Below are 24,439 nucleotides of genomic sequence, written 5' to 3'. Positions count from 1 at the left end.
CGCCTTGCTCAGGCGCTCAATGAGCTGGCGCGGATTCACCATGCCCTCCCGCTAGCGCCAGCTTTTCGAGCGCGCCCGCATGGGCTGCGAAGGGCGGCGTGGCGAAGTGAGCGGCGGCCAGGCTGTCGTGCACGGCCTGCGCATGGCCCGCGTGCGCCTCGCTGTCGATCTGCTGATACTGGTCGACGTCGGCGCGCACCTCATCGAGCCCGGCGAGGCGCGGATAGCGCTGCGCGTAGTCGTTCAGCATCGCCGTGAGCGCGTCGAAACGATCGCTCGCGAGCGCGCTGTCGATGGCCTGATGGATGCGATCGAGCGCGGCCACATACACGGAGTCATCGCTCTGCAGCTTGCGCAAGTGGCTGAGCGAATCCGCATACACGCCAGCAAACGCCGGCACATACGCCGAGATGCGGTCGAATGCACGCTGGTGCTCGCCGGGGTCGTCGTTCCAGCGGCTCGTCAGCGCGTGGATCGGCGCCTCGTCGCGATAGATGCGGATCGGCGCCTGCGAACCGCCCCGTCCCTGCACGAACGATTGCAGTGCGCCGATCCACCCGATGTTTTCCACGAGCGGCGCGGCGTCCGGATTGTGGCGCGCGAGCGTACGCATGTCTTCCACGATGGCGCGCGCACGGTCGAACGCGCGCGCGTTGATCGCGGCGACCCAGTCGGGCACGTTCGCCTTGATGAGCGCTTCCGTCCCCATCGCGCGCCACGTGCTGTCGTTCGGGTGGCGCGTGAGATATTGATCGGCCATGCGCGCCGCGCTTTCGAACTGTCCGCTCGTGAGCAACGCCTGCATGTCGCGCTGCGGCGCGCCCTGGAAATACGTGAGCGCGACGAGCGCGAGGATCACGGCAATCCCGCCGCCGCCCCAGCGCGCGAACGCGCCCATGTTGATCTTCCCGCTGCCGCCCAGCGCTTCGCTCAACTCGCTCAGGAAGAGCTCGACCCTGCCGCGCCGGCGTCGCGCGTCGTGGCCCGGTTCCGGCGCGGGTTGCGGCGCATCGGGGTTGATTTCGTCGTCCTGCGCGGGCGCGGGCGGCGTGCAGAAAATGTCGAGAAACGAGTGCGCGCTGCCAATGAACGTCGTGCGGTCGGCGTCTTCGGCGAGCACCGAGGCGCGGTGTTCGCGCGTCGCCGTCACAGTGGCATCGCTTCCACTCGTGCTCTCGAGGCCAATCCGGTAGACGAAGTGCTCGCCGCCAAAGGCGATCCGCTGGCCGTCTTCGAGCTTGACCGCGTGATCGTCGAGCCGCTGGCCGTCGAGGAACGTGCCGTTGGTGCTGCCGAGGTCTTCGACGTACATCGCGTCGTCTTCGGCATAGATGTGCGCATGACGCCGCGACAGATAGTTCACCTGGTGCGGATACGCGTCGTGATACTGCGAGAAGGTCTCGTCGGCCTTGCTGACCAGGAACGGAAAACTCGTGACGACGATCTGCTGCAGACCGAGATCGGCGCGCTCCGGCGTGAGCGTCACCACGGTCGCCCGCACGGGCGCGCGCACCGTGCGCGGCGCGAAGCTCACGCGAAACGCGAGCGCGCCGGCAAAGCTGAGTTCGTCGCCGTCCTTGAGCACGTGGGGCTTCTGGGTGACTTCGATACCATTGACCGCCGTGCCGTTCTTGCTGCCCAGGTCGGCCACGTAGGCCGCCGCGCCCTCGCGAAAGATGCGCGCGTGACGGCGCGAGACATCGACCACGACTTCGGGCCGCGCCGCGGCAAAAGGCGGCTGTGTCCGCCCGACGGCGAAAAGATCCTTGTCGATGCGGATTTCGCCCAGCTCCGCATGCGATATCGGCCGCAGCACGATATCGAACGTCCGGTCGAGCGATGTCTGGCTCTCGGCAATGGAAGCGGCGTCAGGCACCATGATTCCGCCAGCGATCAGCAGTTGTGAGCCGGAATGCGCGTGGCGCAAGCGCCGCGTGCGCACTGACTCTCCGAGTGAAGCCGCGCGCCTTGCACCTGGCGATCGGGGTGTGAGAAAAGTGTAGGCGACTGTTGGCTGGAGTCAAACAACTGACGCGGTCCGCTGCAACGAGCGCGCTCACTTGACGGGCGCTGCCGACACAGCGGAATTCGAGGCCACGTTGGCCACATCGACGTCGGGCCAGCCGCCGCCGATCGCCTTGTAAAGGGTGACGGTGTCGCTCAGGATCAGCTCATGGTTGGCCAGAAGCGACTGTTCCGCATTCGCGAGCGAACGTTCGGACTCCAATACTTCGAGTTGCGACACGAGCCCTTCCTTCAACTGCGCCTCGACCTGCGCCGCGACGGTGCGCAGGCGCTCGTTCTGCTGGAGCAGTTCGATGCGCTGCTTTTTATGCGCATCGAGGTTCACGAGCGCGTTCTCGACTTCTTCGAACGCCGTGAACACCACCTGGCGATACTGCTCTTCGGCGACCTTGCTCTGGGCCTCGGTCGTCTTGATGTGGGCATGCACGCTGGGGTCGAACATCGGGAAGTCGATGCTCGGCATGAAGCTCAGCGTGAACACCTTGAACAGATCGGAAAGCGAAAACGCCGCCGTGCCGGCGCGGCCCGTGAGACTGAGGGTCGGCAATTGCGCGAGCCGCGCGGAACCGACTTCGTCATACGATTCGAGAATGCGGTACTGCGCGGCCACCACGTCGGGGCGGCGCCCCAGCAACTGCGCGGGCAGGCCCATGGGCACGTCCGGCAGCTTCACGCGCTGGCGCAACTGGCCCAACGGCATCCTGAATTCGCCCGCGGGCACGCCGACCAGCGTGGACAGCGCGTTTTCGGCGGTATCGCGCTCGCGATGCAATTCCAGCAGTTCGTTCGTCACGCCGTTGACTTCCGCGCTCTGGCGCAGCACCTCGGTTTTGGGCGCGACACCGTTTGCGTACATCTGCTGGTAGATGGTGAGAATCTGCTTGTTCCGCTTGAGCGTGTCTTCCTCGTCGCGGATCTGATCGTCGAACTGGAGAATCTGGAAATAAGTGCTCGCCACATTCGCGACGAGCGTCAAATAGCCTGCACGCCAATCCGCTTCGCTAGCGTGATACTCGGCCTTTTGGGCCTGCACGCTTTTTTCGACTTTGCCCCAGATATCGATGTCCCAGTTGACCTGAGTGGCGACGTTATAGGTCTTCGAGAGCGCTAGCCCCGTGCTCTTCTCATAGTCGATACCCGCGCCCGCGTCGACCGTCGGAAGTGCACCGGCCTGCACTTCCCCGATCTGCGCGCCGGCCGCGCCAATGCGCGCCGCCAGCACCCGGATATCGACATTGCCCGCAATCGCCTTATCTACGAGTGTATTCAGGTAGGGATCGTCGAACTCTTTCCACCACTGCGGATTGACCGTATCGGCCGCCGAAAACGTGCGGCTCGTATGCGCCCAGGCGTCCTTCTCTGGCATGTCCGGGCGCCGATACGCAGGCGTACTCAGATCCGTGCAGCCGCACAGCGCCACGGCACACAACCCAGCCGAACCGACGACGCGGGTCAGCCAGCGCGACGCGCCGCGACGTACGTGTGCGGCGGACGGCGAGAGCAGTGTGTTCACGATCGACTCCTTAAGGGAAAGGCGGCGAAGGACGCGACGAAGAAGCGGTGTGCAGCGGATGCGGTGGAGGGCGGCGCCGTGGAGGTGGGTAAGCCTCCTCGGCTGGCAGCACGATCAGAAGTTGATCGTGTTGTGAGCCGTTTGCACGGGGTTGGTCGAAGCGTGGAGGTTGTTCACGAACGCCACGTCGTTGCCCGTGTTGGACAGGATGGTGTTCGTCTGGCCGATCAGCTGCGATGCGGAGAAGTTGGTGGAGTCGACCTTCACGCTCGGCATCGTCGGGTAGTAGACGGGCCACAGGCCCAGGCCGCCGCGCACGGCGCTCATTTCACGGCGGTCGAGTTCTTGTGCGACGCTCAGGTCGGCGATCATCAGCTTGCTCATGGCAGTTCTCCAGAAAAGGATGCAACAGTGTTGGGATTGTGAGCTGCAAGGTTGCGGGCTCGGGTCCAACAAGGCATGAGGCGTGCCAGGTGCGCGAGCGCGCGTGCGCATGGCGCGCATCGCCCGTTGCACAAGGACAGTTCTGGAATTCCCGGAGTCTCACGCGCGGCGCGAGGCGCGCGCGGGTCGTGCGTGGTGATGGGCACACGCCAACGCGTCAATCGGCTTATGTTGGCGCGCCGCGAACACTGTTTGTGGGGGAACGTGAAAGCGTCGCAAACGTTCGTGTATCGCCTTGGCGTGCGAGACCAGATTCGTATGGATCACTTAACGTAGATGGTGATTTTCTTCGAGTACACCGGCGGGTTGTGCGGCACGTGGTGCGCGTCGCCCATCAGCAGCTGCAGCGTATGTTTGCCCGGCGGCAACTGCAGCATGGTTTCGGTCTGGCCGGCGCCGAAGTGCAGGTGGTTGCGATCGGATGGAATGGGCTGATCCATCGGCGGCAAGTCCGTATCGACGAGCAGATGGTGGTGACCCGTGTTGGGAAACTCGACTTCCGCAGGCGCCACGCCCATGTTGCGCAGGCCGAACCAGACGCGGAATGGCCGCCCGGCCGGCATGACCTGGCCGTCGTTGGGCCAGCCGATATAAACGTGCGCGTTCGGGTCGGCCGGCGTCGTGCCTGCATGCGCCGCACCGCCCGTGAGCAGCACGAGGCTGGCAGCAAAAACGAGGAACCTGTTCATGGCGTGCACTCCCGCTTCTTTTGCGCTGCGGCTAAAGCCGGACGTCCTTCGCTACTTGACCGTGACCGTGATCTTCTTCGAGTAGACCGGCGGATCGTGCGGCACGTGGTTGTAGTCGCCCATCAGCAACTGCAGCGTGTGCTTGCCCGGCGGAAGCTCGACCCGGGCTTCCGTCTCGCCCGCGCCGAAATGCAAATGATTGCGATCCGACGGGATCGGCTGATCGAGTGGCGGCAGGTCCGTGTCGATGAGCAGGTGATGATGGCCGGTGTTCGCCTTGTTGATCCCCTTGGGGCAGACGCCCATGTTGCGCAGGCCCATGCGCACCCAGAACTTGCCGGTGGGAATCGTCGCGCCGTCCGGCGGCCAGATGATGTAGACCTCTGCGCCGGGCGGCGACGGGGTGCGCTCGGCAAACGCGAAGCGCGGCATCAGAACGGCCGCTGCCAGGGCCAACAGGGTTGCTCTTCGTTGCATCTTCGTGCTCCTTGTTCGGCAGACGGCGCGCCGTTTTGGAGTTCGGTGCGTGTTCTACAGCTTAGGACGGATTCAAGCGGGTGGAGATAAATCGGCGCGGCGCGGGCGGGTGCCACCCAGTTACTGCATCGCGCGGCGTGCGTGCTATTTTGTAGTTGTGCGCAGGCAGTGCGTTTGCCAGCGGCGGCTTGCGTATCACGCGAGCGCGGCCGGCGACTGCAGCGGGGTAGCGCACCGTCGGCATTGAAAGGCGATGACGCCTGGGTTGGCACCCGGGTTGGCACCTGATAGGGAGAACGAACATGTGGCGGCTAGTGTTGCCTGTGTGCCTCTTGATCTCGCTAGGCCTGACCTCGACACTACGCTCGGCCGCGCCCGCAGCGCATGACCGTTCGGCTCCGGCACGCGAGCAGCCGCGTCTCGAGCCGCAAGACCCTGGCCGGTACGCAAGCGCCCACGCCGCGCATGAGCGGCTCACCGCGGCCAGCGCAGCGCGGCAACGCTATGGCGTCGCGATCGTGCGCGTCGGCCTGATGCCGAAAGACACCTCCCAGGAATATGAAATCACGTTCTGGAATTCGATCAAGGACAGTCAATACGCGAGCGACTATGAGGCGTATCTCAAGGCCTATCCGAACGGACGCTTCGCGCCGCTCGCTCAGGCTCGCCTGACACGTTTGCGTGCGGAGGCATCGAAACCGGCTGCAGCGTCCGCCGCGCCCGCTACGTCCGCCCAGCACCCAGCTAGCAGCCCCGCTGCCGCCGCGCCCACACCGGCACCCGCGTCAGCGCCTCAGGCAAAGACACCGCCGCCCCCGGCCGCGCCGCCAGCCGCACAGACCAAGGCAGCGCCCGCCTCCGCGCCGCCGGCCGCCGCAACGACCGCGGCAACGGCTGCGGCGGCGGCAGTCGCGGCGAAGGGCAACCCGGCCCTTTCGAAGCCGGGTCCGCACGACATTCAGGACTGCCCATCTTGCCCGGTGCTGGTCGCGGTGACGCCCGGCAACTTCACCATGGGCATCGACACCGACGACGCCTCGGAGCGGCCCGCGCACCACGTGACGATCAGCCATAGCTATGCGCTCGCGAAGTATGCGGTGACGGTGGCGCAGTGGAACGCGTGTGTCGCCGCGAGCGCCTGCCCGCACCTGTCGAACGAGAACAACGCCTCGCCGAACGCCCCCGTGCGCGACCTGAGCTGGGACGACGCGCAGCAGTACGTGAAATGGCTTTCGAAGATCAGTGGCAAGCCCTACCGCCTGCCGACGGAGGCGGAATGGGAATATGCCGCGCGGGCCGGCACCGAAACACGCTACTGGTGGGGCAACGACATGCGCAAGGGCACGGCGAACTGCAAGGACTGTGGCCAGCCATGGCACGTCGACGCGCCCGACGACGTCGGCTCGTTCCCGGCCAATGCGTTCGGCTTCTATGACATGGCCGGCGGCGTTTGGGAATGGGTCAGCGACTGCTGGCACAACTCGTACAAGAACGCGCCGAACGATGGCCACTCGTGGGACGAGCCCAACTGCCAGACGCGCGTGATCCGCGGCGGATCGTGGCGCGACGGCGCGGGCTATATGCTCGCCGCCACGCGCTTCAAATACGACAGCAGCGTTCGCTACGAGGCCAATGGATTTCGCGTAGCGCGCGACATGAAGTAACGCAGATTACGCTGCGGGTCTCGCCTGGAGACGCACATGGCTTGCGATGTTCCGATCACTCGCCGGACATTCCTCAAGGCCATGGGGAGCGGCGCGGTCACGATGTCGGTCAGTTCCATCACCGCATACGCGGCCGCCAGCCCAACTGTACATGCCGCGACGGGCGCCCACGCCGCGCCACAGGCACCGAACGGCGCGCCCGACTGGGCGCCGGAGCCTGGCAAGGCGCGCTGGCGCATCGACGGCGTGAGCAAGGTCACGGGCGCGAAGATCTACGCGCGCGATTACAAGGCGCGCGACTTCGACGGCTGGCCGAAAGAAGAAAACTGGCTATACGCGCTGCGGTGCAATTGTGTCGACAAGAATTTCGAAGACTTCGACCTGAGCGTATTGCCGCACGATCTTCGCCCAATCGCCGTGGTTTCCAACCAGACGTTGAATGACAATCGCATCTATCTCGCTGCCGAGAAGGATCCGGTAGCGAGCCAGGATATCTATCTTTTCGCACAGAAAGGCAAACCCGCCAATTGCTACGGCCAGCCCGTCGCCTTATTGATCTTCGAAGACTTCGACACGTATCGCCGCGCGAAGAAACTGCTCGATTTCAACGAGTCGGTGATCCGGTACGGCGCAACGGTGCCGGAAAGCGCCACGACCACCTTGTATCCGTTCGCATCCAAGCTCTATGTGCGCGACGACGCGACGTCGTTCTCGAACCTCCACAACAGCTGCCACGTCGACAAGACATCCAGCGCGAGGTGCAACAGCATCAGTAAAGGCATTCTCAGTCTGGCCAGCGCCAAGGTCGTCAGCAAGGCCTGGCACCAGTTCGACGGTGCTTTCAAAACGCCCGCCATCGATCCCGTCTTCATGGAGCCGGAGTCGGGGCTGGCGTGGTTTCAGGCGGATTCCGGTTGTCTGAACCTGGTGCTCGGCACACAATCGCCGCGCGGCGACTGCCTGGCCGCAGGTAAGGTGTTCAAGGACAGCAATATCGACGTCAAGCACGTTCACGTGATCAGTTGCTACCCAGGCGGCGGATTCGGCGGCCGCGACGAATCGTATTTTCCCGTTTATCTCGCGCTCGCCGCGCCCTTCGCGAAGGGGGCGTTGCGCTGGCAGCAATCGCGCTATGAACAATTTCAGGTCGGCTTGAAACGCGCGGAAACGGATTTCACGGAGTCCATCTGGCTCGACGATAGCGGCAAGCTCCAGGCGCTCGTCAGTTCCTTCAGCTTCAATGGCGGCGCCAAGGAAAATCTCACGGGCCCGGTTGGCGACCTTGCCGCCATGAGCGCCATGAGCTGCTACGACATTCCGCGCGCCATTGCGCAAAGCTCCGTGAGTTATACACCCGCGTTGTTCGGCGGCTCGCAGCGCGGCTTCGGCGGTCCTCAGGCTTATCTCGCCATCGAAACGCTCATGGACGAGGCCGCCCAGGCGCTGCACAAAAGTCCATTCGACATCCGGCGCACTAACCTGCTCCGCAAGCAGCACGGCAAAACGCTCACAGGCGCACCCATTCTGTTCCATCTGCAACTCGCCGAGCTGCTGAACCAGCTTGAAGCGCACGAGTTATGGCGCAACAGGGAAAGCGTGCGCGCGCAACGCCACGCGCTCGGGTTGCGATATGGCGTTGGGCTCGCCATGTCGAACCAGGCCTACGGTACCGGCAAAGACGCCGTATTCGCGATGGTGCAGATTCAGCCGAACGCGGGCCTGCACGTGCTCACGCATTACACGGACATGGGCAATGGCGCAGCGACGACGTTGGCCCTGGCGCCTGCGGCGTGCCTTGGGCAGAACGCGCAGAAAATCACCATGAACGAAGTCGAGGCGTTTCAAATACCGGGTTTCGATTACACAAAGCTGGGCATCCTGGATGCTCCCGGAAGCAAAGCGATCTCGGCCCCCTTTGGTTCTTCGAGCGCCTGCCTCGGTGCGTTCCATCACTTTCAGGCCGTAGACCGCGCCGCGATGGTGTTGTTGCTGCAAAGCGTGCTGCCCGCCGCACGTGCAATATGGACCAGCCCGCACGTCGAGCGGCATGACCTCGAGTGGACAAATGGCAAGCTGGGCGCCACCGGTCACCCGGCAATCAGCTGGCCCGCGTTGCTCGACGAGATCAACCGCCAGCAGTTGCCTACCGTGGCCGCCGCCCATGTCACCTATGCCGGCGGGTTCTGGAGAAGCCAGTACACGTTCGCGTCGGGCGCCGTCGTGATGGACTGCGACTACATCGCCGTTGGGCCCGATACGCACCATCTCAAGGGCTTGCCTCACGGCGCGTTGCTGCCGCCACGCGACACGTTCAATTTCGGGCGCACGAACTATGCGCCTTCGGCGGCGCTTGTCGCGGTCTCCGTGAGCCCCGAATCCGGGCACGTGAGGGTCGAACATGTCGTCACGACGCTCAGCGCCGGCCGCCTGATCTGTCCAGAGATCGTGCAAGGCCAGTCGCAAGGCGCGGTGGCCATGGCGATGAGCAATGTGCTGAGCGAATCGTGCCCGCTGGGCAATGACGGCCCCGGCAACGGTACGTGGAATCTCGACCGCTACCTGATCACGCGCATGACCGACGTCCCGCGGCAGGAACTGATCACGCTGCCGCCGCCAGATGGAGACCATCACAGCGCGCGCGGCATCGGCGAGGCCGTGATGTGCCCCATCGCGCCGGCGCTGCTGAACGCGCTGGCCATGGCGACCAGGCATCGCTTCAGGGAAACCCCCGTCACGCCCGACAAGATACGCGAGGCCCTGAAGTGAACGAAGCCAACATCAGGATTCACGTAAACGGACGCGCTGTCACGGTACCGGCCGCCGATACCGACATGAGCCTCGCCGAATTCCTTCACGAACGCCTGGACCTGACAGGGACCAAGGTGTGCTGCGGCATTGGCGCGTGCCGTGCGTGTACCGTGGGCCTGCGCGGCAGCCGCGACGCGCTGATGGAAAAGACCCTGGCGTGCGTCACGCCCGTGAGCGCGGTCGCGAATCAACATATCTACACCGTGGAGAGCCTCGCGGACGGCAACCGGCTTTCGGCGCTGCAGCAGACGTTTCTCGAGTCTTTCGCGTTTCAGTGCGGCTACTGCACGCCGGGCTTTTTGATGGCGGCGACCGCCATGCTCGAACATTTGAAGGCGTACCGTATCAGCGCAGATCAGCTCGAAACGGAAATCGACACCTGGGTGGGGGGAAACCTGTGCCGCTGCACAGGCTACGTGAAGTATCGCGAAGCGATTCGCAAAGTCGCGCAAATGCAGATGAAAAGCGGAGGATGACCATGTCTGTCCGCGCCCTCCTGTTCGCTCTGTGCTTCCTCTTCGCCGTGCCGCTTGCTGCCTTTACGCATGAGCAGACCTTGCTCGAATACGCCGATCAATGCGTGAGAGAAATTGGCGAGATGCCGCCATTCAACTGCAATGACGGGACGGATATTCCCATTACGATCGATGGAAAGCCGCCCGGGCTCAAAGAGTCCCCTACGCGATGCGACAAGCCTTCTTTGCTGAGCCCGACTTCAGAAGCAAAAGGTCAATGCATTCCGTTTTCGAAAATCCTGAATCTTTCGCGCGGCAGCACGCAAATTTCCGCGTATTGCCGTCGCGATGTGCTGCGCGAAGACAAGAGTCGGTTCTATGACCTCGTGGTCGTCGTGATGCATCACTCGGGCAACGGCAAGACCTGCTGGTTCGCCTCGAAGCCGCCACCGCCACCACCGATATCGCAAGCTGACGTGCCCGCGAGTAGCGGAATCGTTGCGACACGTGTGCCGCCGCCCAACGAGAGAAAGCCGCCTGCAGGACAGCCCTCCGCAGTCGAATTCTGGGCGACACCCACCATGGTTGCCACCAGCACGCCGAAGAACCCCACCTGCCTCAAATGCCACGACGCGGGCCCCTTCATCTTCAGCCCGTATATCGGGCAGGTGTGGGACAAGGTGCCCACCGACCCATGGGGGAAGTATTCGAGCATCGGTCAGGCTTTCTCGTCGTATCACCTCATGACGATGAGCACACCGGGCAACACCTGCATTGGCTGTCACCGCATTGGCAGCGAGCAAAGCTGCACCGCCTTTCTCGGGCTTTCGGTGGGCAAGCTGAAAGCGCCAGGCAACGACCAGCTCGCCAACACTTATCCACTAAACCACTGGATGCCGACCGACAACGCGATGAGCAAAGAGCAATGGGACAAGGCAAACGTCGCGTCGGTCGAGGCGTTACTGGCCTGCTGCAGTGATCCCTCGCACAAAGACCCGAATTGCACGTTCACACCCATGCCTTCGAGTTCGAACAACCGGTCATTGCACTGACCCAAACGAGGAGCCTGAAATGGCAGAGAACTTGAGCGCGAGCAACGTCATATCCGATGTCACGCAAACCCTGCAGACCTTCGATCTGCTCGAACTGCAGCAGGGCTACCTGGCGCAAAACAACACGCAGACCATCTTTACGGACCCCGACACGATCAACCGGTTTCAGACCGAATTGATCGCAGAGCACATGACGGCGAAAGCGCAGGGCTACACACTCGCCGCCGCACCATCGACCGCCACGCCGGCCGCGCTGGCCGTCAAAACCGCCGCGAAGACCACGACCACCGCTGCGGCCGCCAAAAAAATTGCGGCGGCGGCAAAACGCAGCAAGCGGAATTGAGCACTATCGTGCGGCCCGTTCAGGTCGGCATGCCAGCCCAGTAAGACACGGCGTCCTGCCGGTCGAACACGAACGTCTTGAGGGCGACCTGGCTCTCGGGAGAAAGCGTGTCGAACTCGAGACCATGCAGGGTGAGCCCTGCCTGTGGGGTATCGGCGCGCAGATTGCGTATCACGGCGACGGCCTGGAACGTCGCCCCGACGTTGCCTGCTTCGATGGGGAACACCACGCATATGCGCTCGCCGACCTCGCCGATCTTGCGTCCGGCGGCAAGCGACATCCCCAGCACGCTGATATCGCAGCCAATGCCGAGCCGGTCCAGTTCCGAGCCCGTCAGGTCCACGCCATAGCGCACCGCGAGTTGCGTGCGTATGCGCACGGCCCGGCGTTCGCGCAGCCGGCGAATCGTGCCCGGTTCGGAGAGCACGAGATAGCGGAACGGATGCGTGCAGACCGCCTCGACCGTGCAGACGAGCCAGAACACGGCTTGTGTTGCGATCGCAACGATCTCGACCTGTTCGCCCTGGAAGGGCTCCCACGCGGGCTTGGCCGCAGCGGGTGGCGTGACGAACATCGCGCCGCCCGGCCGGAAGCCGATCAGCCGGCACGGCAGCATCTCGCGCCCCGTGCCCGCCTGGCTGCGTATGCCCAGCAGCGCGCCAATGGCGAGGTTCATGTCGTCCAGCGTCAACGGCCCTTTGCCACGCTCGCCACGGTCGGTGTCTTGCGCGCTCGCGAGACTCGCCTGCTCCGCCGTGTTGCGATAAGGCTGGAAGTGCGCGAAGAGGAAGTCGCGCTGCTCGCCGTTCAGCATGCCGCCTTGCGGCAGCAGCATCGTTCCGTCATGGTGAAACACCGCCAATGGGAGCGGCGTTTCGAGGGGCAGTTGCCCAGGGTCCGCGAGGAGTTCCAGCGTTTTTGACGCAGTACCGCTGCCAGGCTCGTGAAGGTGCATGACCGATAGCGTGTGAATTTATTGGTTTTGTTCGACGCCTGCATTGTGACCGAAATATAGTGACCGATGTCAATAAAAATGCGGCTATCCCCGGTCTTGCTTAACGAATTATTCATGCCACATAAAACCGGAGATTACGCGTCACAATATTTCTCTTTCCGGATCGTCTACACGGGTATGGAACCGCCGCCCACCCCCAGCCCGCCAAGTACGCAGGACCGCGAAATCGCCGACACCGTCGCCCGCGAGCGCCCGAGGCTGCGCAATTTCATCCGCCGCCGCGTGCTCGACCAGGAGGAAGCCGAGGACATTCTTCAGGACGTGTTCGAGGAACTGGTTCAGGCGTGGCGGCTGCCGGAGCCCATCGAGCAGGTTGGCGCGTGGCTCTTTCGCGTGGCGCGAAATCGCATCGTCGACCGGTTTCGCAAACGCAAGGAAGTGCCGCTCGTCGAGCCGCAAGAAGATGAAAGCGAGTACCGCCTCGATCTTGCGCTGCCCTCGCCCGACGCCGGCCCCGAGGCCGCTTACGAACGCGCAGCGATGCTCGACGCGCTGCGCGCCGCGCTCGACGAATTGCCCGCCAGCCAGCGCGAGGTGTTCATCGCGCACGAACTGGACGGGCGTAGTTTCAAGGAACTGGCCGCTGCGAGCGGAGTTGGCGTGAACACGCTGCTGGCGCGCAAACGTTATGCGGTGCTGCATCTGCGCGAACGTTTGCGCGCGTCATGGGACGACCTCGAGAATTGAACCGAAGGAGAATGAAATGGAGTTTCGCCGCAAAATATTCGCCAAGGCGCTGCTGATGGTAGCGGTCATCGCCCTGCTGGGCGCCATCGTCATGGGCCTGTGGAACTGGATCGCACCGGCGATCGTGGCCAATGCGCATGCGATCGACTATCCACGCGCAATCGGCCTGCTGGTGCTGTGCCGGATCCTGTTCGGCGGCTTCCGCGGGCATGGCGGCTGCCGCCGGCGCATGCACTGGCACCAGTGGCAACAATGGCAGCACATGACGCCGGAAGAGCGCGAGCAACTGCGCAATGGCGCCGCGCCGCCCGCGCAGTAAGCCAGCCCATGGCCGGCCTCGCCCCGCCGCGGGCTGGCACAATCCCTTCATTGCCGATCCGCCAGGAAGCTCCATGTCAGATGTCGCCGCCCGCCGCCCTTCACGCGTCGCGCCCCTCTTCGCCCTTTTGCCCTTCCTGCGTCCCTACGCGGGGCGCTGGGCGCTCGCCTTCCTCGCGCTCCTGACCTCGGCGGGCGCGACGCTCGCGCTGCCGGTGGCGTTCAAGTACCTGATCGACCGTGGCTTCGCGAGCGGCGACCGTACGCATATCGACCGCTATTTCATCGCGCTTTTCGTGGTTTCGCTGATCCTCGCCGCGGCAACGGCGCTGCGCTTCTACTGGGTCTCGTGGCTCGGCGAGCGGGTGACGGCCGACTTGCGGCGCGCCGTGTACGACCACGTGATACGCATGAGCCCGCAGTTCTTCGAGACCACCCAAACGGGCGAAGTGCTCTCGCGCCTGACCACCGACACGACCCTGATCCAGACCGTGGTGGGCACCAGCCTCTCGCTGGGCCTGCGCAACGTGCTCCTCACGGTCGGCGGCGTGACGATGCTCGTTGCGACGAGCCCGGTGCTGTCCGGCTACATCATCGCGACACTGGTCGTTGTGGTCGCACCTATCGTCATTTTCGGGCGGCGCGTGCGGCGGCTTTCGCGCGCGAGCCAGGACAAGGTGGCGAGCGCCAGCGCCCTGGCGGGCGAAGTGCTCAACGCCATGCCCACGGTGCAGTCGTATGCCCAGGAGTCGTTCGAGGCCAAGCGCTTCGGCGGCGCCGTGGAAGCGGCCTTCGAAACGGCGCTCACCCGCATTCGGGCGCGTGCCGGGTTGACGGCCGTGGTGATCGTGTTCGTGTTCGCCGCTGTCGTGTTCGTGCTCTGGCTCGGCGCGCAGGCCGTACTGGCCGGGCAGATGAGCGCCGGCCAGCTGTCCCAGTTCATTCTCTACGCGGTGTTCACGGCCGGCGCCGTGGGCGCCGTTGCCGAAGTGTGGGGCGATCTGCAACGGGCCGCGGGCGCCACCGAACGGCTGCTGCAACTGCTCGCCGCGCGCTCGCCCGTGGCGCAGGCGGCGGCGACCGTGCCGCTGCCCGCTCACGGCGCGGGCATCCGCTTCGACAACGTTGGCTTCTCCTACCCTTCGCGCCCCGGCATTGCCGCGCTCGACGCCTTCTCGCTCGACGTGCGCCCGGGCGAGCATGTCGCGCTGGTCGGTCCGTCGGGCGCAGGCAAAACCACGCTCTTTCAATTGCTGCTGCGCTTTTACGACCCGCAATCGGGGAGCCTCAGCATCAACGGCGTGCCGACGCAACAGGTGTCGCTCGCCGCGTTGCGCCAGGCGATCGGCGTCGTGCTGCAGGAGTCGGTGATCTTTTCGGGCAGCGTGCTCGACAACATTCGTTACGGCTCGCCCGACGCCACGCTCGAAGCCGTCCAGCGCGCCGCGGCCATGGCGGCCGCGGCCGGCTTTATCGAGGAACTGCCGCAAGGCTACGACACCTTCCTCGGCGAGCGCGGCGTGCGCCTTTCAGGCGGTCAGCGTCAGCGCATTGCCATCGCGCGCGCGATCCTCAAGAACCCGCCCATTCTGCTGCTCGACGAGGCCACCAGCGCGCTCGACGCCGCGAGCGAACGCCTCGTGCAAACGGCGCTCGACAACGCTGCGCAAAACCGCACGACGCTCGTCATCGCGCATCGTCTCGCCACCGTGCAGCAGGCCGACCGCATCATCGTCATGGAGCAAGGCCGCATCGTGGCGCAAGGCCGGCATGCGGACCTGCTGCAGAGTTCGCCGCTTTACGCGCAGCTCGCGGCGCTGCAGTTCGGCGCGCAACACGCGCATACCGTCACGTAACCAGTAGCCGGGTGGCCAGCACCGATATTCGACGGCACGAATACGAACGCGGACAGCCTCGTCGGTTTCGACCGGTTGCCCGAAACACACGTGATCGACGACTGGCAGCGCTTCTTCCCGCGCGAGCATCCCTTGCCAGGCGAAAAAGGCGGCCCCGGACTCGACGGCGCGAACAAGGCCGCCGCCGGTGTTGCCGACGATGCTTCGAACGACGTCAAGCGTCTGCAATACGCGTACAAGCTCGATCCATCGCTCGTCGATCCGCTATCGCAACTCCCGCACAGCGTGTCCGAAGTGCCGATTCCCGTCGCGGCAGACAAGCTGGCATCGGCAAAGGGCTTTCGCTCGCTCGCCATGCTCAACCTGTTGCGCGGCAACGTCTATGGCCTGCCGAGCGGCGAGACGGTGGCAAGCGCGCTCGGCGTGACGCCGCTCGGTCCCGACGAACTCGTGGTCCGCACCCAGGTGTCGAGCAACCCGTCGAAGACCTTCCGCTTCGATCGCATTGCCTCACTGAATGCGGATGGCGCGAGCCCGGTGCTTGGCGACACGTTCAAGGACGACACGCCGCTATGGTTTTATATCCTCGCTGAAGCGCAAGTTCCGGTGCTCGAGCTTGCGCCCGTTGGCGAGATTTTCAGCGAGGACGACATGCTCGGCACGCAGGACGGCAAGCACGGCGTGGGCGCGTTGACACAGATCATCGCGTTCGCGACCGCCGGCGAATGGCGACTGATGCCGCTGAAGGCCGTCGTCGATCTGGCGGCCTGAAGTCCCCGCTACCGAGGGGCGGCCAGGCGCGCGACGCTGCGCGCCTGGCGCGGCAGCACGATATACATGCCCCATGCCACGAGCAGGATCGCACGCAGTGCGTTCGCGAGTGGCTGCGCAGAGGAGACCCCTACATTGGTAATGGCTAGGCTGGCCGGCAAGGTCCACGCGTAAGTGATCACGCCGAGCAGCGTGGCGCGCCAGAAGCCGAACTGCCGGGGCGCGGGCATGGCGTGCGCGGCCAGCCCGCGTCGCACCATGTACCCCACGAGCGGCAGGCTGAGCAGCAAATACGCGAGCATGGGCACGATGAAGGGCATGCCGGCAATCGCAAGCGAAATGGCCGGCGAGGATTGTGCGAGGTCGTGCGGCATCCGGTTCGCGGCGAACGCCATGAGCGGCGTCGCAATCTTTCCGAGCGAGAGACGCAACACGGAGAAGGCCACCACGAAGAGCAGCGCGCTCGCGAGCCACTGACGCCAGGCGCAGGACCACCAGAGATAAAGACGCCGGCCGAACGACACCCCGGGAGTCAGCGTAAACAGCGCCCACTTGTCCCGGCGCGCCCCGATGCATGCGAGCACAACGAACAGCATGCCCGCGATGACGAATACGTCCTCACTCCACACGATCAATTGCAGAGGCTGATTGACGCTCGCCGAAGCCGGCGTGGACGAGGCGAAATTCTGCAGATGCCGCGCAATATACTCCGAAGGGCTGAGGGCCTGCGAGGATAGCTGTGGAGTCATCGCGCCTCCGTCTTCCGTGATGCACTGCCGCATGGCGATTTCATTCAAAATACGCACACTGCATCACAACGTGATATATCATCGAGTTGTATAACAACGTCTCAACCCATGCCGATCAGGATGGAGCGATAGCAAGGGACGTATCACTTCTACCCGATCCGGCGAAGCCAACATCCCGGCCGATTGGGGCACGTTTTTTGCGCACCACCGGGACCCTGGTCATGCGTTTTGCATTGGCCATATCGCCCTTGCCTTGGGGGTGCGAAATGAATGTCGATCAACCGGGAGCCACGCTCCTTTCGGAGGAAGACGCCCATCGTCAGTTGCGCCGCGCTGTGATTGCCAGCACCATCGGCACGACGATCGAATGGTACGACTTTTTCCTCTACAGTATTGTCACCGGGCTTATCTTCGCGAAGCTGTACTTTCCCGAATCCGACCCGCTCGTTGGCACATTGCAAGCCTTTCTGATCTATGCCGTGGGCTTCGTCGCACGGCCAGTCGGCGCGGCCATCTTCGGCCACTACGGCGATCGCGTCGGCCGCAAAGCCACGCTGATCGTCACGCTGCTTCTCATGGGGCTCGCCACCTTCGCCGTGGCCTTTGTGCCGACCTATGCATCCATCGGCATCTGGGGCGCCGTTCTGCTCACGGTGCTGCGCTTCATTCAGGGCGTGGGCGTAGGCGGCGAATGGGGTGGCTCTGTCTTGATGTCGATGGAATGGGCGCGCACCAATTCGCACCGCGGCTTCGTCGCCTCCTGGCCGCAATTCGGCGTGCCGGCGGGACTCTTTATCGCCAATCTCGTGGTGCTCGCCGTCAGCGCGTTCTCCGGAGACGCCTTCATGACGTGGGGATGGCGGGTGCCGTTCCTGCTGAGCATCGTGCTCGTCGCGATCGGCCTCTATATCCGGCTGAGCATTCTCGAAACGCCGATCTTCGCGAAGCTCCTCGCCGAGAACAAAATCGAGAAAACGCCGATGCTCGAAGTCATTCGCCGCCAGCCCAAGGACATTCTCCTCTCGGCATTGGCGCGCATGGCCGAACAGGCGCCGTTCTACATCTACACGGCCTTCGTCTTCACGTATGGCGTGAAGACGCTGCACGTTTCGCGCGACCTCATGCTCACTGCGGTTCTGTCTGCCGCCGTGCTGCAGTTCGTGACCATTCCGTTCTTTGGGCACGTGTCCGACCTGATCGGACGCAAGCGCATGTACATGATCGGCGCGTTGGCCGCGGGCATCTTCGGCTTTATCTACTTCGGCATGCTGGATACGAAAAACACGGCTTTGATTTTCGCGGCCGTGGTGCTGTCGCTCGTGCCGCACGCCATGCTCTATGGTCCGCAGGCGGCGTTCATCGCCGAATCGTTCACGGGTCGGCTGCGTTACAGCGGCGCCTCACTCGGTTATCAGCTCGCTTCCGTGATTGCGGGCGGCCCGGCGCCGCTGATCGCAACGGCGCTCTTCGCGTACTACCGCACGGGTTATGCCATTGCGATCTATATCGCCGTGTGCGGTGTGATCAGTCTGCTCGCCGCCTGGCGCATGGGCGATTACACGAACAAGGATATTTCGCGCGAATACGACGACGCGCACGGAACAGGCGATCACGGGCACGCTTCCCACCCTGCGTGATCGCCTGCTGAAAAACACAGCGCGCCCCTGCTTGACGAATCTCGCAGGGGCGCGCTTCTTTTTACCCATCAACAACGGTCAGCGAACCTGAACGCTCAGACCTTCGGTGCCTTGTCGAGCGCCACGCCCGTCGTCGGGTCGAGGTACAGCCTGCGGTCTTCGTGGCCGCGGCCGCGGCGGTCGAAGTCGAACATGCCCATGATGCTGCCCGCCGTCGCATCGAACGAACCGCCGCCGATGCGCTGACCATCAAGCCAGTTGTCTTCGATGAAACGCACCACGGAAGACTGGTCGATCAGCGTATGGTCGACGTAGTTCTCGCGCGCCCACGGCGAGATCACGACGAACGGAATGCGCGTGCCCGGACCGCAGCGGCCGTTCACGGGCTTGCCGTTCAGGCCGGCAGGCGCCGAACCCGTGCCGCAGATGCCGGCGGCCGTCAGCTGGTCGGCCACGCTGTCGTACGAAGCGCTGGTGGGCTGCGCGTAGGCATGGTCGTACCAGCCGTCCGAGTCATCCCATGCCACGATCACGGCCGTATCTTCCCAGTCATGCTGTTCCTGCAGGAAGTTCACGACCTTCGTGACGAACGCCTGCTCGTCGAGCGGGTCCGAATAACCGGCGTGGCCATCCTGGTAGGCCGGAGCCTTCAGGAAGCTCACCGACGGGAAATTGCCCGCCTTCACGGCAGCGAAGAAGTCGTCGCTATCGTACTGGTGATTCGCCGGGTCGGGGTTGCCGTTCTTGCCTTCGGTGTGCCCGATCGCGGCGAGCGAGCTCGGACGCAGATGCTGCGGGTTCGACGTCGAAGCGTAGTACTGGAACCAGTTGTGGTGCGGAATATAGTCGGCCGTCGCTGCGCCCACCACCGGCGAGACCGTGCTGCGCTTGCAGCCGGTCGTGCCGTTGCTGTTCGTCGTCGCGAGGTTGAAGCCGCCCATGAAGCCACCCCACGAGACGTTACGCGCGTTCAGCAGGTCGCCGATATTCTTGCCGGTCATCTGCGCCTGATCGGTCGCGCTCGAGCAGAGGTCGTAGGCCGGATCGACGTCGTTGATCATCGTAAAGCCGTTCTGCCCGTCGTTCACATAGTACGAACCGGCGACCGAAGGCTTCTTGGTTGTGAGCACAACCTTCATGCCGTTGGTCTGGCCCGAGACCACTTCGAGCGCGCCGGGCGTCGACGGACCGTAGGTCGACGTATAGGCGTTGTCGCTCATCGCGAAGTGCTGGGCGTAGTTCCACAGCGCCGTGACGGTGTTGCCGTCGTAATAGCCCATCACCTGGCCCTTCGTGCCGAACGCGCCGGCGCCGCCGCTCGTGCCGTTACCCGTGTACAACGGGAACAGGTCGGCGTGGCCGTCGTCGTATGCCTGCTGCTCGGCCGTATACGCGTGGTTCTGGTCGGCCGTGGCCGCCTGCGTGCGATCCAGACGGAACGGATTGGCCGCGCCCGCGCCATTGGCCGTGTTCGTGAAGTTCGGGTTCTTCGTCAGCAGCGTGCCAGAAAGACCGTTCACTTCGGGCGTACCCGGTTGCGCCCGGAACGCAGGCTCGCCGGACGGGTTGGTCGCGTGCGGATAAGTCGCGAAGTAGTGGTCGAACGAGACGTTCTCGCCATAAATCACGACCAGGTGCTTGATCGGAGTGGCGGTGTGATTGTGTTCCGGATGATTCTTGTCGTGATCGTCACCAGCACTCCACGCAACTGTCGATGCGAGTGCTGCGGCTGTGAGCGAACCAACTGCGACATGACGCCATTGCATTTTCGGCTCCTGGTTGGTTTCGTATTGTCGGGATCACCGTGAAGCCGGGTGAAGGCGTTATGCAGCTCGCATCGTGGCGCTCATGCCAGCTGAATGCGGAGGCTACACGGCATGAGGATTAGAGCATCGAGGTATGAATGCTCGGCGTCAGACTCCTTACGAAATATTTTCGACTGGAAAGTTTGACGCCGAATCGCTGAAGCGATAAAGCCAGACTACATTCAGGTATGAAGATTGCGCAGCGCGCTGACGCGCACCGGTTAGCAAACAAGGTGAACCAATTGAACCGGGCCGCTACGCGGCGAGCCGAAAGTGAACAGGCGGCCTAGATGAAACTGACGCCGCCGTTGACGGCAATGGTCTGCCCCGTGACGAAACCGTTGCCGACCACCATCAACACGACCTGTGCGACCTCATCGGCTTCACCGAGACGGCCAACCGGCAGCCGCTCGGCGACGTTCGCGGCTTTCAGCGGCGCGGCCATTTCCGTGTCGATGGGTCCGGGCGCGACGGCGTTCACGGTCACGCCTTCCCGTGCCACGCGCGAGGCGTAGCCGCGCGTCAAGCCTTCGAGGCCCGCTTTCGAAGCGTTGTAATGAACGCCGACGAGGCCCCCGCCGCGCGCGGCCGCCGACGACAGATTGACGATGCGCCCCCAGCGGCGCGCGCGCATGCCGGGCAGCACCGCCTGCGTGCAAAGAAACGCCGACTTGAGATTGACGGCGAGCGTGTGGTCGAATTCGGCCTCTGTAAGCGACTCGATGTCGCTGAACGTGCCTGTACCGGCGTTGTTCACGAGCACATCGACCGCGCCGAGGCGGCGCTCGATCTCGCCGATCATGCTCGTGACCTCGCTGGCCGACGACACGTCGGCGCGCACCGCGAGAGCGCGGCCCCCGGCGCTTTCGATCTGCGCGACGACCTGCTCTGCTTCATTGGCGCGCTGCCGGTAGTTCACGCCGACCGCCGCGCCAGCCGAAGCCAGCGCCACGGCAATGGCGCGGCCGATCCCGCGCGAGCCGCCGGTCACGAGCGCAACGCGATGATTGAGGTCGGGTAAAAGAGCGGACATGGCGGACTCCTTCAGCGTTGGGTTGCCACTGCACCGCCGCCCTTGCGCAAGACGCTCGCCTTGACGCGCTCACGGCGCGGTGCCAATGCCGCCGCCCGGGCCCGCCAGTTCGCCGTCCACGCCCAGCCCGGCCGCATGGCCGTGGGCGTTCGCACGGCCGCCACGGCGCGAAAACGGCGGCGTGCGCAGCTTCGCGCGGCGACGCGGCCCGGAAACCGGGTCCAGATAAAACATGACGAGCGTGCCTGCCGCGGCAGCCGCCGCGAGATGGAACAGTGCCTTCATGGATGCCTCTCGATAGTTGCAACGCATGCAAAGCGCGGAAACCGGCGCGATCGGCGTGATCGAGTCGATCGGCCATTGCATCGATCCGCGCACCCAATTATGCCGCCGACAGCTGGGCGCAGGCATTGCTCCATTCCTTTGCAAAGCCCCTATGCCCACCCAGAATGAGGGACGATCATGCACCTCAATGTCGCTCAAAAACTCATCGCTTCGCATCTCGTACACGGCAAGCTTTCCGCGGGCGATGAAATCGGCATCTCCGTCGACCAGACCTTGACCCAGGACGCAACCGGCACGCTCGTCATGCTCGAACTCGAGGCCATGGGCCTCGATTACGCAAGAACGAAGCTCAGCGTGCAATACGTCGATCACAACCTGATCCAGGAAGATTACCGCAATGCCGACGACCACCTCTTCCTGCGCAGCGCCGCCGAACGTTTTGGCCTGTGGTACTCGAGGCCCGGCAACGGCGTGAGCCACCCCTGCCATCAGGAAAACTTCGGCAAACCCGGCGCAACCCTGCTCGGCTCCGACAGCCACACGCCCGCGGCGGGCGCACTCGGCATGCTGGCGATCGGCGCGGGCGGGCTCGAAGTGGCGCAGGCCATCGCGGGCGAACCGTTCCTCACGCGCATGCCGCAAATATGGGGCATCCGGCTCACGGGCAGCCTGCCCGACTGGGTCAGCGCCAAGGACGTGATTCTCGAAATGCTGCGCCGCCATGGCGTAGACGGCGGCGTTGGCAGGATCATCGAATATCACGGCCCGGGCCTTGCGTGTCTGAGCGCGATGGACCGTCACGTCATCGCCAACATGGGCGCGGAACTCGGCGCGACGGCAAGCATATTTCCCTCCGACCGCGAAACGCGGCGCTTCTTGCGCGCCTGGCAACGCGAGAACGACTGGAGCGAACTGGGCGCCGATGCGGGGGCGGCTTATGACATCGAGGACGAAATCGATCTCTCGTCGCTTGTGCCGCTCATTGCCATGCCTTCGAGCCCCGGCAATGTGGTCACCGTGAAAGAGGTGGCCGGCGAGCCCATTTATCAGGCCTATATCGGCTCCTCCGCCAATCCCGGTTACCGCGATTTCGCGGTGGCCGCGGCCATTGTGCGCGACAAGGCCGTGCACGAGCGCGTGTCGTTCGACGTCAATCCCACGTCACGCGCGCAGCTCGAGATGCTCTCGCGCGAAGGCTACGTGCAGGATCTGCTGCACGCGGGCGCACGCTTGCACCAGGCGGGCTGCAACGGCTGCATCGGCATGGGCCAGGCGCCGGCCACGAGCACGCTGTCGCTGCGCACCGTGCCGCGCAATTTTCCGGGCCGCTCGGGCACGCCCGAAGACAAGGTTTGTCTCGTGAGCCCGGAAACCGCCGCGGCGTCCGCGCTCGCGGGGGAAATCACCGACCCGCGCACGCTGCCCATGCCCTACCCGCGCATCAGCGACCCGGATCACCCCATTGTTCATCGCGCCATGTTCGCGAGACCGCTGGCGCGCGAAGACGCGGCCGAAGTCGCCTTGAAGAAGGGCCCCAACATCGCGAGCCTGCCGGACTTCGAACCCTTGCCCGAAAGCTTCGATTTACCCGTGTTACTGAAGGCGGCCGACAACGTGTCCACCGACGAAATCTTGCCTGCGGGCGCCCGCGTGCTGCCGTTTCGCAGCAACGTGCCGAAGCTGGCCGAGTTCGCCTTCGAGCGCATCGACGACACTTACGCGAAACGCGCGCGCGACACGGGCGATCACTGCGTGATTGGCGGCGGCAACTACGGGCAGGGCTCGAGCCGCGAACATGCCGCGCTCGCGCCGCGATTTCTCGGCCTGCGCGTGGTGATTGCCAAAAGCTTCGCGCGCATTCATGCCCAGAATCTAGTAAATTTCGGCATTCTGCCGCTCACGTTCGCCAATGAACAGGATTACGAATCGATCAAAGCCGGCGACACGCTCCATTTCGAGGGCATCCAGACGGCGCTAGCCTCGGGCAAGCCATTGAAGATCACGCTGGAGGACGGCAAACGCACGCTCGAAACCCGCCATACGCTGACGCAACGGCAGGTCGAGTACCTGCGCAGTGGCGGCGTGCTCAACTGGACACAGCAGCGATTGCAGCGTACGTAAGACGTGCGGCGTCGGCAGGGGCGCCGCGTTCAGGAAAAGCCTTCGTCCCAGCGTGTATCGCGCACCTGCACCATGCCCGCTTCCACGCGCACCGCGAACACCGCGACGTCCTCATACGCGGGCGGCGCGAGCACCTTGCCCGTCTTGATGCAAAAACGGGCGCCATGGCGCGGGCAAATCACCTCGTCGCCCTCCACGTCGCCACCCGTGAGCACGCCGCCGTCGTGCGGACAGGTGTCCTCGATCGCATAACAGGTCCCGTCGAGATTGAATACGGCGACCGCTGTGCCGTCCACATCGACGCTGCGTACGGAACCCGGTTGAAACTCGGCGTATGGCGCCACGTCCACCCAGTCGGCCATGTCAGAGCATCCCCAGTTGCAGCAGCGCCGCTTCGGACATGCGCGCCCTCGTCCACGGCGGGTCCCAGACCAGCTCCACGTTCGTCTCGCTCACGCCTTCCACCTCGTTCACGTATTCTTCGACCGTGCCGGGGAAGGTTTGCGCGACCGGGCAGCCCGGCGCGGTCAGCGTCATGCGGATCGTCACGTGACCCGTTTCGGCGTCCACGTCCAGTTGATACACGAGCCCCAGATCGTAGATGTTCACCGGTATCTCCGGATCGAACACCGAGCGCAGCGCGTCGATCACGCGTTCGCGCAGGTCGTTGCTCGCCGTTTGCGTATTCATCG

The 24,439-nt window shown here is 64.2% G+C and carries 21 protein-coding genes and 2 pseudogenes; 11 read left to right on the top strand and 12 right to left on the bottom strand.

Features of this window, described 5'->3' with window-relative positions:
- Positions 1 to 16: 16 nt before the first annotated feature.
- The 5 genes from AB4Y42_RS16865 to AB4Y42_RS16845 form a co-directional block, all read right to left on the bottom strand.
- Positions 17 to 1,879 (bottom strand): FHA domain-containing protein, encoded by a 1,863-nt coding sequence (locus AB4Y42_RS16865; protein ID WP_368688033.1) that lies wholly within the window; start codon positions 1,877 to 1,879, stop codon positions 17 to 19.
- A 177-nt stretch (positions 1,880 to 2,056) separates the two neighbouring features.
- The gene (locus AB4Y42_RS16860; RefSeq protein ID WP_368694949.1) at positions 2,057 to 3,445 is read right to left on the bottom strand and encodes an efflux transporter outer membrane subunit; all 1,389 of its coding nucleotides are present in this window, start codon (positions 3,443 to 3,445) and stop codon (positions 2,057 to 2,059) included.
- Positions 3,446 to 3,652: 207 nt separating this feature from the next.
- The gene (locus AB4Y42_RS16855) at positions 3,653 to 3,922 is read right to left on the bottom strand and encodes a hypothetical protein (RefSeq protein WP_321921957.1); all 270 of its coding nucleotides are present in this window, start codon (positions 3,920 to 3,922) and stop codon (positions 3,653 to 3,655) included.
- 323 nt (positions 3,923 to 4,245) lie between these two features.
- On the bottom strand, positions 4,246 to 4,671 hold the full coding sequence (locus tag AB4Y42_RS16850) for a DUF4399 domain-containing protein (protein ID WP_368688034.1): 426 nt from the start codon (positions 4,669 to 4,671) through the stop codon (positions 4,246 to 4,248).
- A gap of 51 nt (positions 4,672 to 4,722) precedes the next feature.
- On the bottom strand, positions 4,723 to 5,148 hold the full coding sequence (locus tag AB4Y42_RS16845) for a DUF4399 domain-containing protein (RefSeq protein ID WP_368694782.1): 426 nt from the start codon (positions 5,146 to 5,148) through the stop codon (positions 4,723 to 4,725).
- Between the two features lie 527 nt (positions 5,149 to 5,675).
- Between AB4Y42_RS16845 and AB4Y42_RS16840 the strand changes: the two are divergent.
- The 5 genes and pseudogenes from AB4Y42_RS16840 to AB4Y42_RS16820 all read left to right on the top strand — a co-directional run.
- Positions 5,676 to 6,812 (top strand): annotated as a pseudogene (locus tag AB4Y42_RS16840) (formylglycine-generating enzyme family protein); the annotation flags it as partial.
- A 36-nt stretch (positions 6,813 to 6,848) separates the two neighbouring features.
- Positions 6,849 to 9,578, top strand: coding sequence for a xanthine dehydrogenase family protein molybdopterin-binding subunit (locus AB4Y42_RS16835; protein ID WP_368694781.1), 2,730 nt, complete (start codon positions 6,849 to 6,851; stop codon positions 9,576 to 9,578).
- The gene (locus AB4Y42_RS16830; RefSeq protein ID WP_368694780.1) at positions 9,575 to 10,096 is read left to right on the top strand and encodes a (2Fe-2S)-binding protein; all 522 of its coding nucleotides are present in this window, start codon (positions 9,575 to 9,577) and stop codon (positions 10,094 to 10,096) included. Before AB4Y42_RS16835 ends, AB4Y42_RS16830 begins: the two co-directional genes overlap by 4 nt.
- An 80-nt stretch (positions 10,097 to 10,176) precedes the next feature.
- Positions 10,177 to 11,127, top strand: a complete 951-nt coding sequence (locus tag AB4Y42_RS16825; protein WP_368694779.1) for a hypothetical protein — start codon at positions 10,177 to 10,179, stop codon at positions 11,125 to 11,127.
- Between the two features lie 19 nt (positions 11,128 to 11,146).
- The gene (locus tag AB4Y42_RS16820; RefSeq protein ID WP_368694778.1) at positions 11,147 to 11,470 is read left to right on the top strand and encodes a hypothetical protein; all 324 of its coding nucleotides are present in this window, start codon (positions 11,147 to 11,149) and stop codon (positions 11,468 to 11,470) included.
- A gap of 19 nt (positions 11,471 to 11,489) precedes the next feature.
- Here AB4Y42_RS16820 and AB4Y42_RS16815 read toward each other — a convergent pair whose 3' ends face one another.
- Positions 11,490 to 12,305: a flagellar brake domain-containing protein gene (locus AB4Y42_RS16815; protein ID WP_368694777.1), complete on the bottom strand. Its 816-nt coding sequence runs from the start codon at positions 12,303 to 12,305 to the stop codon at positions 11,490 to 11,492.
- A 297-nt stretch (positions 12,306 to 12,602) separates the two neighbouring features.
- On the opposite strand from AB4Y42_RS16815, the gene AB4Y42_RS16810 reads away from it, so the two are divergent.
- The 4 genes from AB4Y42_RS16810 (at position 12,603) to AB4Y42_RS16795 (ending at position 16,117) form a co-directional block, all read left to right on the top strand.
- A complete protein-coding gene (locus AB4Y42_RS16810; RefSeq protein WP_368694948.1) occupies positions 12,603 to 13,172 on the top strand; it encodes an RNA polymerase sigma factor in 570 nt (189 codons plus the stop codon).
- A 16-nt stretch (positions 13,173 to 13,188) separates the two neighbouring features.
- Positions 13,189 to 13,491 (top strand): hypothetical protein, encoded by a 303-nt coding sequence (locus tag AB4Y42_RS16805; RefSeq protein WP_368688041.1) that lies wholly within the window; start codon positions 13,189 to 13,191, stop codon positions 13,489 to 13,491.
- A gap of 73 nt (positions 13,492 to 13,564) precedes the next feature.
- Positions 13,565 to 15,346, top strand: coding sequence for an ABC transporter transmembrane domain-containing protein (locus tag AB4Y42_RS16800; protein ID WP_368694776.1), 1,782 nt, complete (start codon positions 13,565 to 13,567; stop codon positions 15,344 to 15,346).
- 90 nt (positions 15,347 to 15,436) lie between these two features.
- Complete coding sequence (locus AB4Y42_RS16795) at positions 15,437 to 16,117, top strand: hypothetical protein (RefSeq protein ID WP_368694775.1); 681 nt, start codon at positions 15,437 to 15,439, stop codon at positions 16,115 to 16,117.
- 8 nt (positions 16,118 to 16,125) lie between these two features.
- On the opposite strand, the gene AB4Y42_RS16790 is transcribed toward AB4Y42_RS16795, so the two are convergent.
- Positions 16,126 to 16,866, bottom strand: a complete 741-nt coding sequence (locus tag AB4Y42_RS16790) for a hypothetical protein (RefSeq protein ID WP_368688044.1) — start codon at positions 16,864 to 16,866, stop codon at positions 16,126 to 16,128.
- A 266-nt stretch (positions 16,867 to 17,132) separates the two neighbouring features.
- Here AB4Y42_RS16790 and AB4Y42_RS16785 point away from each other — a divergent pair, with 266 nt between their 5' ends.
- On the top strand, positions 17,133 to 18,503 hold the full coding sequence (locus tag AB4Y42_RS16785) for an MFS transporter (protein WP_368688045.1): 1,371 nt from the start codon (positions 17,133 to 17,135) through the stop codon (positions 18,501 to 18,503).
- A gap of 95 nt (positions 18,504 to 18,598) precedes the next feature.
- Here the strand turns inward: AB4Y42_RS16785 and AB4Y42_RS16780 are convergent.
- From AB4Y42_RS16780 to AB4Y42_RS16770, 3 genes and pseudogenes are all read right to left on the bottom strand, one after another.
- Positions 18,599 to 20,158: pseudogene (locus AB4Y42_RS16780) on the bottom strand (phospholipase C); the annotation flags it as partial.
- Between the two features lie 436 nt (positions 20,159 to 20,594).
- A complete protein-coding gene (locus tag AB4Y42_RS16775; RefSeq protein ID WP_368694774.1) occupies positions 20,595 to 21,341 on the bottom strand; it encodes an SDR family NAD(P)-dependent oxidoreductase in 747 nt (248 codons plus the stop codon).
- 69 nt (positions 21,342 to 21,410) lie between these two features.
- Entirely contained in the window at positions 21,411 to 21,626 is a 216-nt protein-coding gene (locus AB4Y42_RS16770; protein ID WP_368688047.1) for a hypothetical protein, read from the bottom strand.
- A 177-nt stretch (positions 21,627 to 21,803) separates the two neighbouring features.
- Here AB4Y42_RS16770 and AB4Y42_RS16765 point away from each other — a divergent pair, with 177 nt between their 5' ends.
- Positions 21,804 to 23,747: an aconitate hydratase gene (locus tag AB4Y42_RS16765; protein ID WP_368694773.1), complete on the top strand. Its 1,944-nt coding sequence runs from the start codon at positions 21,804 to 21,806 to the stop codon at positions 23,745 to 23,747.
- Between the two features lie 29 nt (positions 23,748 to 23,776).
- On the opposite strand, the gene AB4Y42_RS16760 is transcribed toward AB4Y42_RS16765, so the two are convergent.
- Positions 23,777 to 24,109, bottom strand: coding sequence for a non-heme iron oxygenase ferredoxin subunit (locus AB4Y42_RS16760; protein ID WP_368688049.1), 333 nt, complete (start codon positions 24,107 to 24,109; stop codon positions 23,777 to 23,779).
- A 1-nt stretch (position 24,110) separates the two neighbouring features.
- Positions 24,111 to 24,437: an SUF system Fe-S cluster assembly protein gene (locus AB4Y42_RS16755; protein WP_368694772.1), complete on the bottom strand. Its 327-nt coding sequence runs from the start codon at positions 24,435 to 24,437 to the stop codon at positions 24,111 to 24,113.
- Positions 24,438 to 24,439: the final 2 nt, after the last annotated feature.

It is taken from the genome of Paraburkholderia sp. EG286B (assembly GCF_040965655.1).
Classification (GTDB): domain Bacteria; phylum Pseudomonadota; class Gammaproteobacteria; order Burkholderiales; family Burkholderiaceae; genus Paraburkholderia.
This window is presented reverse-complemented; position numbering and strand designations above follow the sequence as displayed.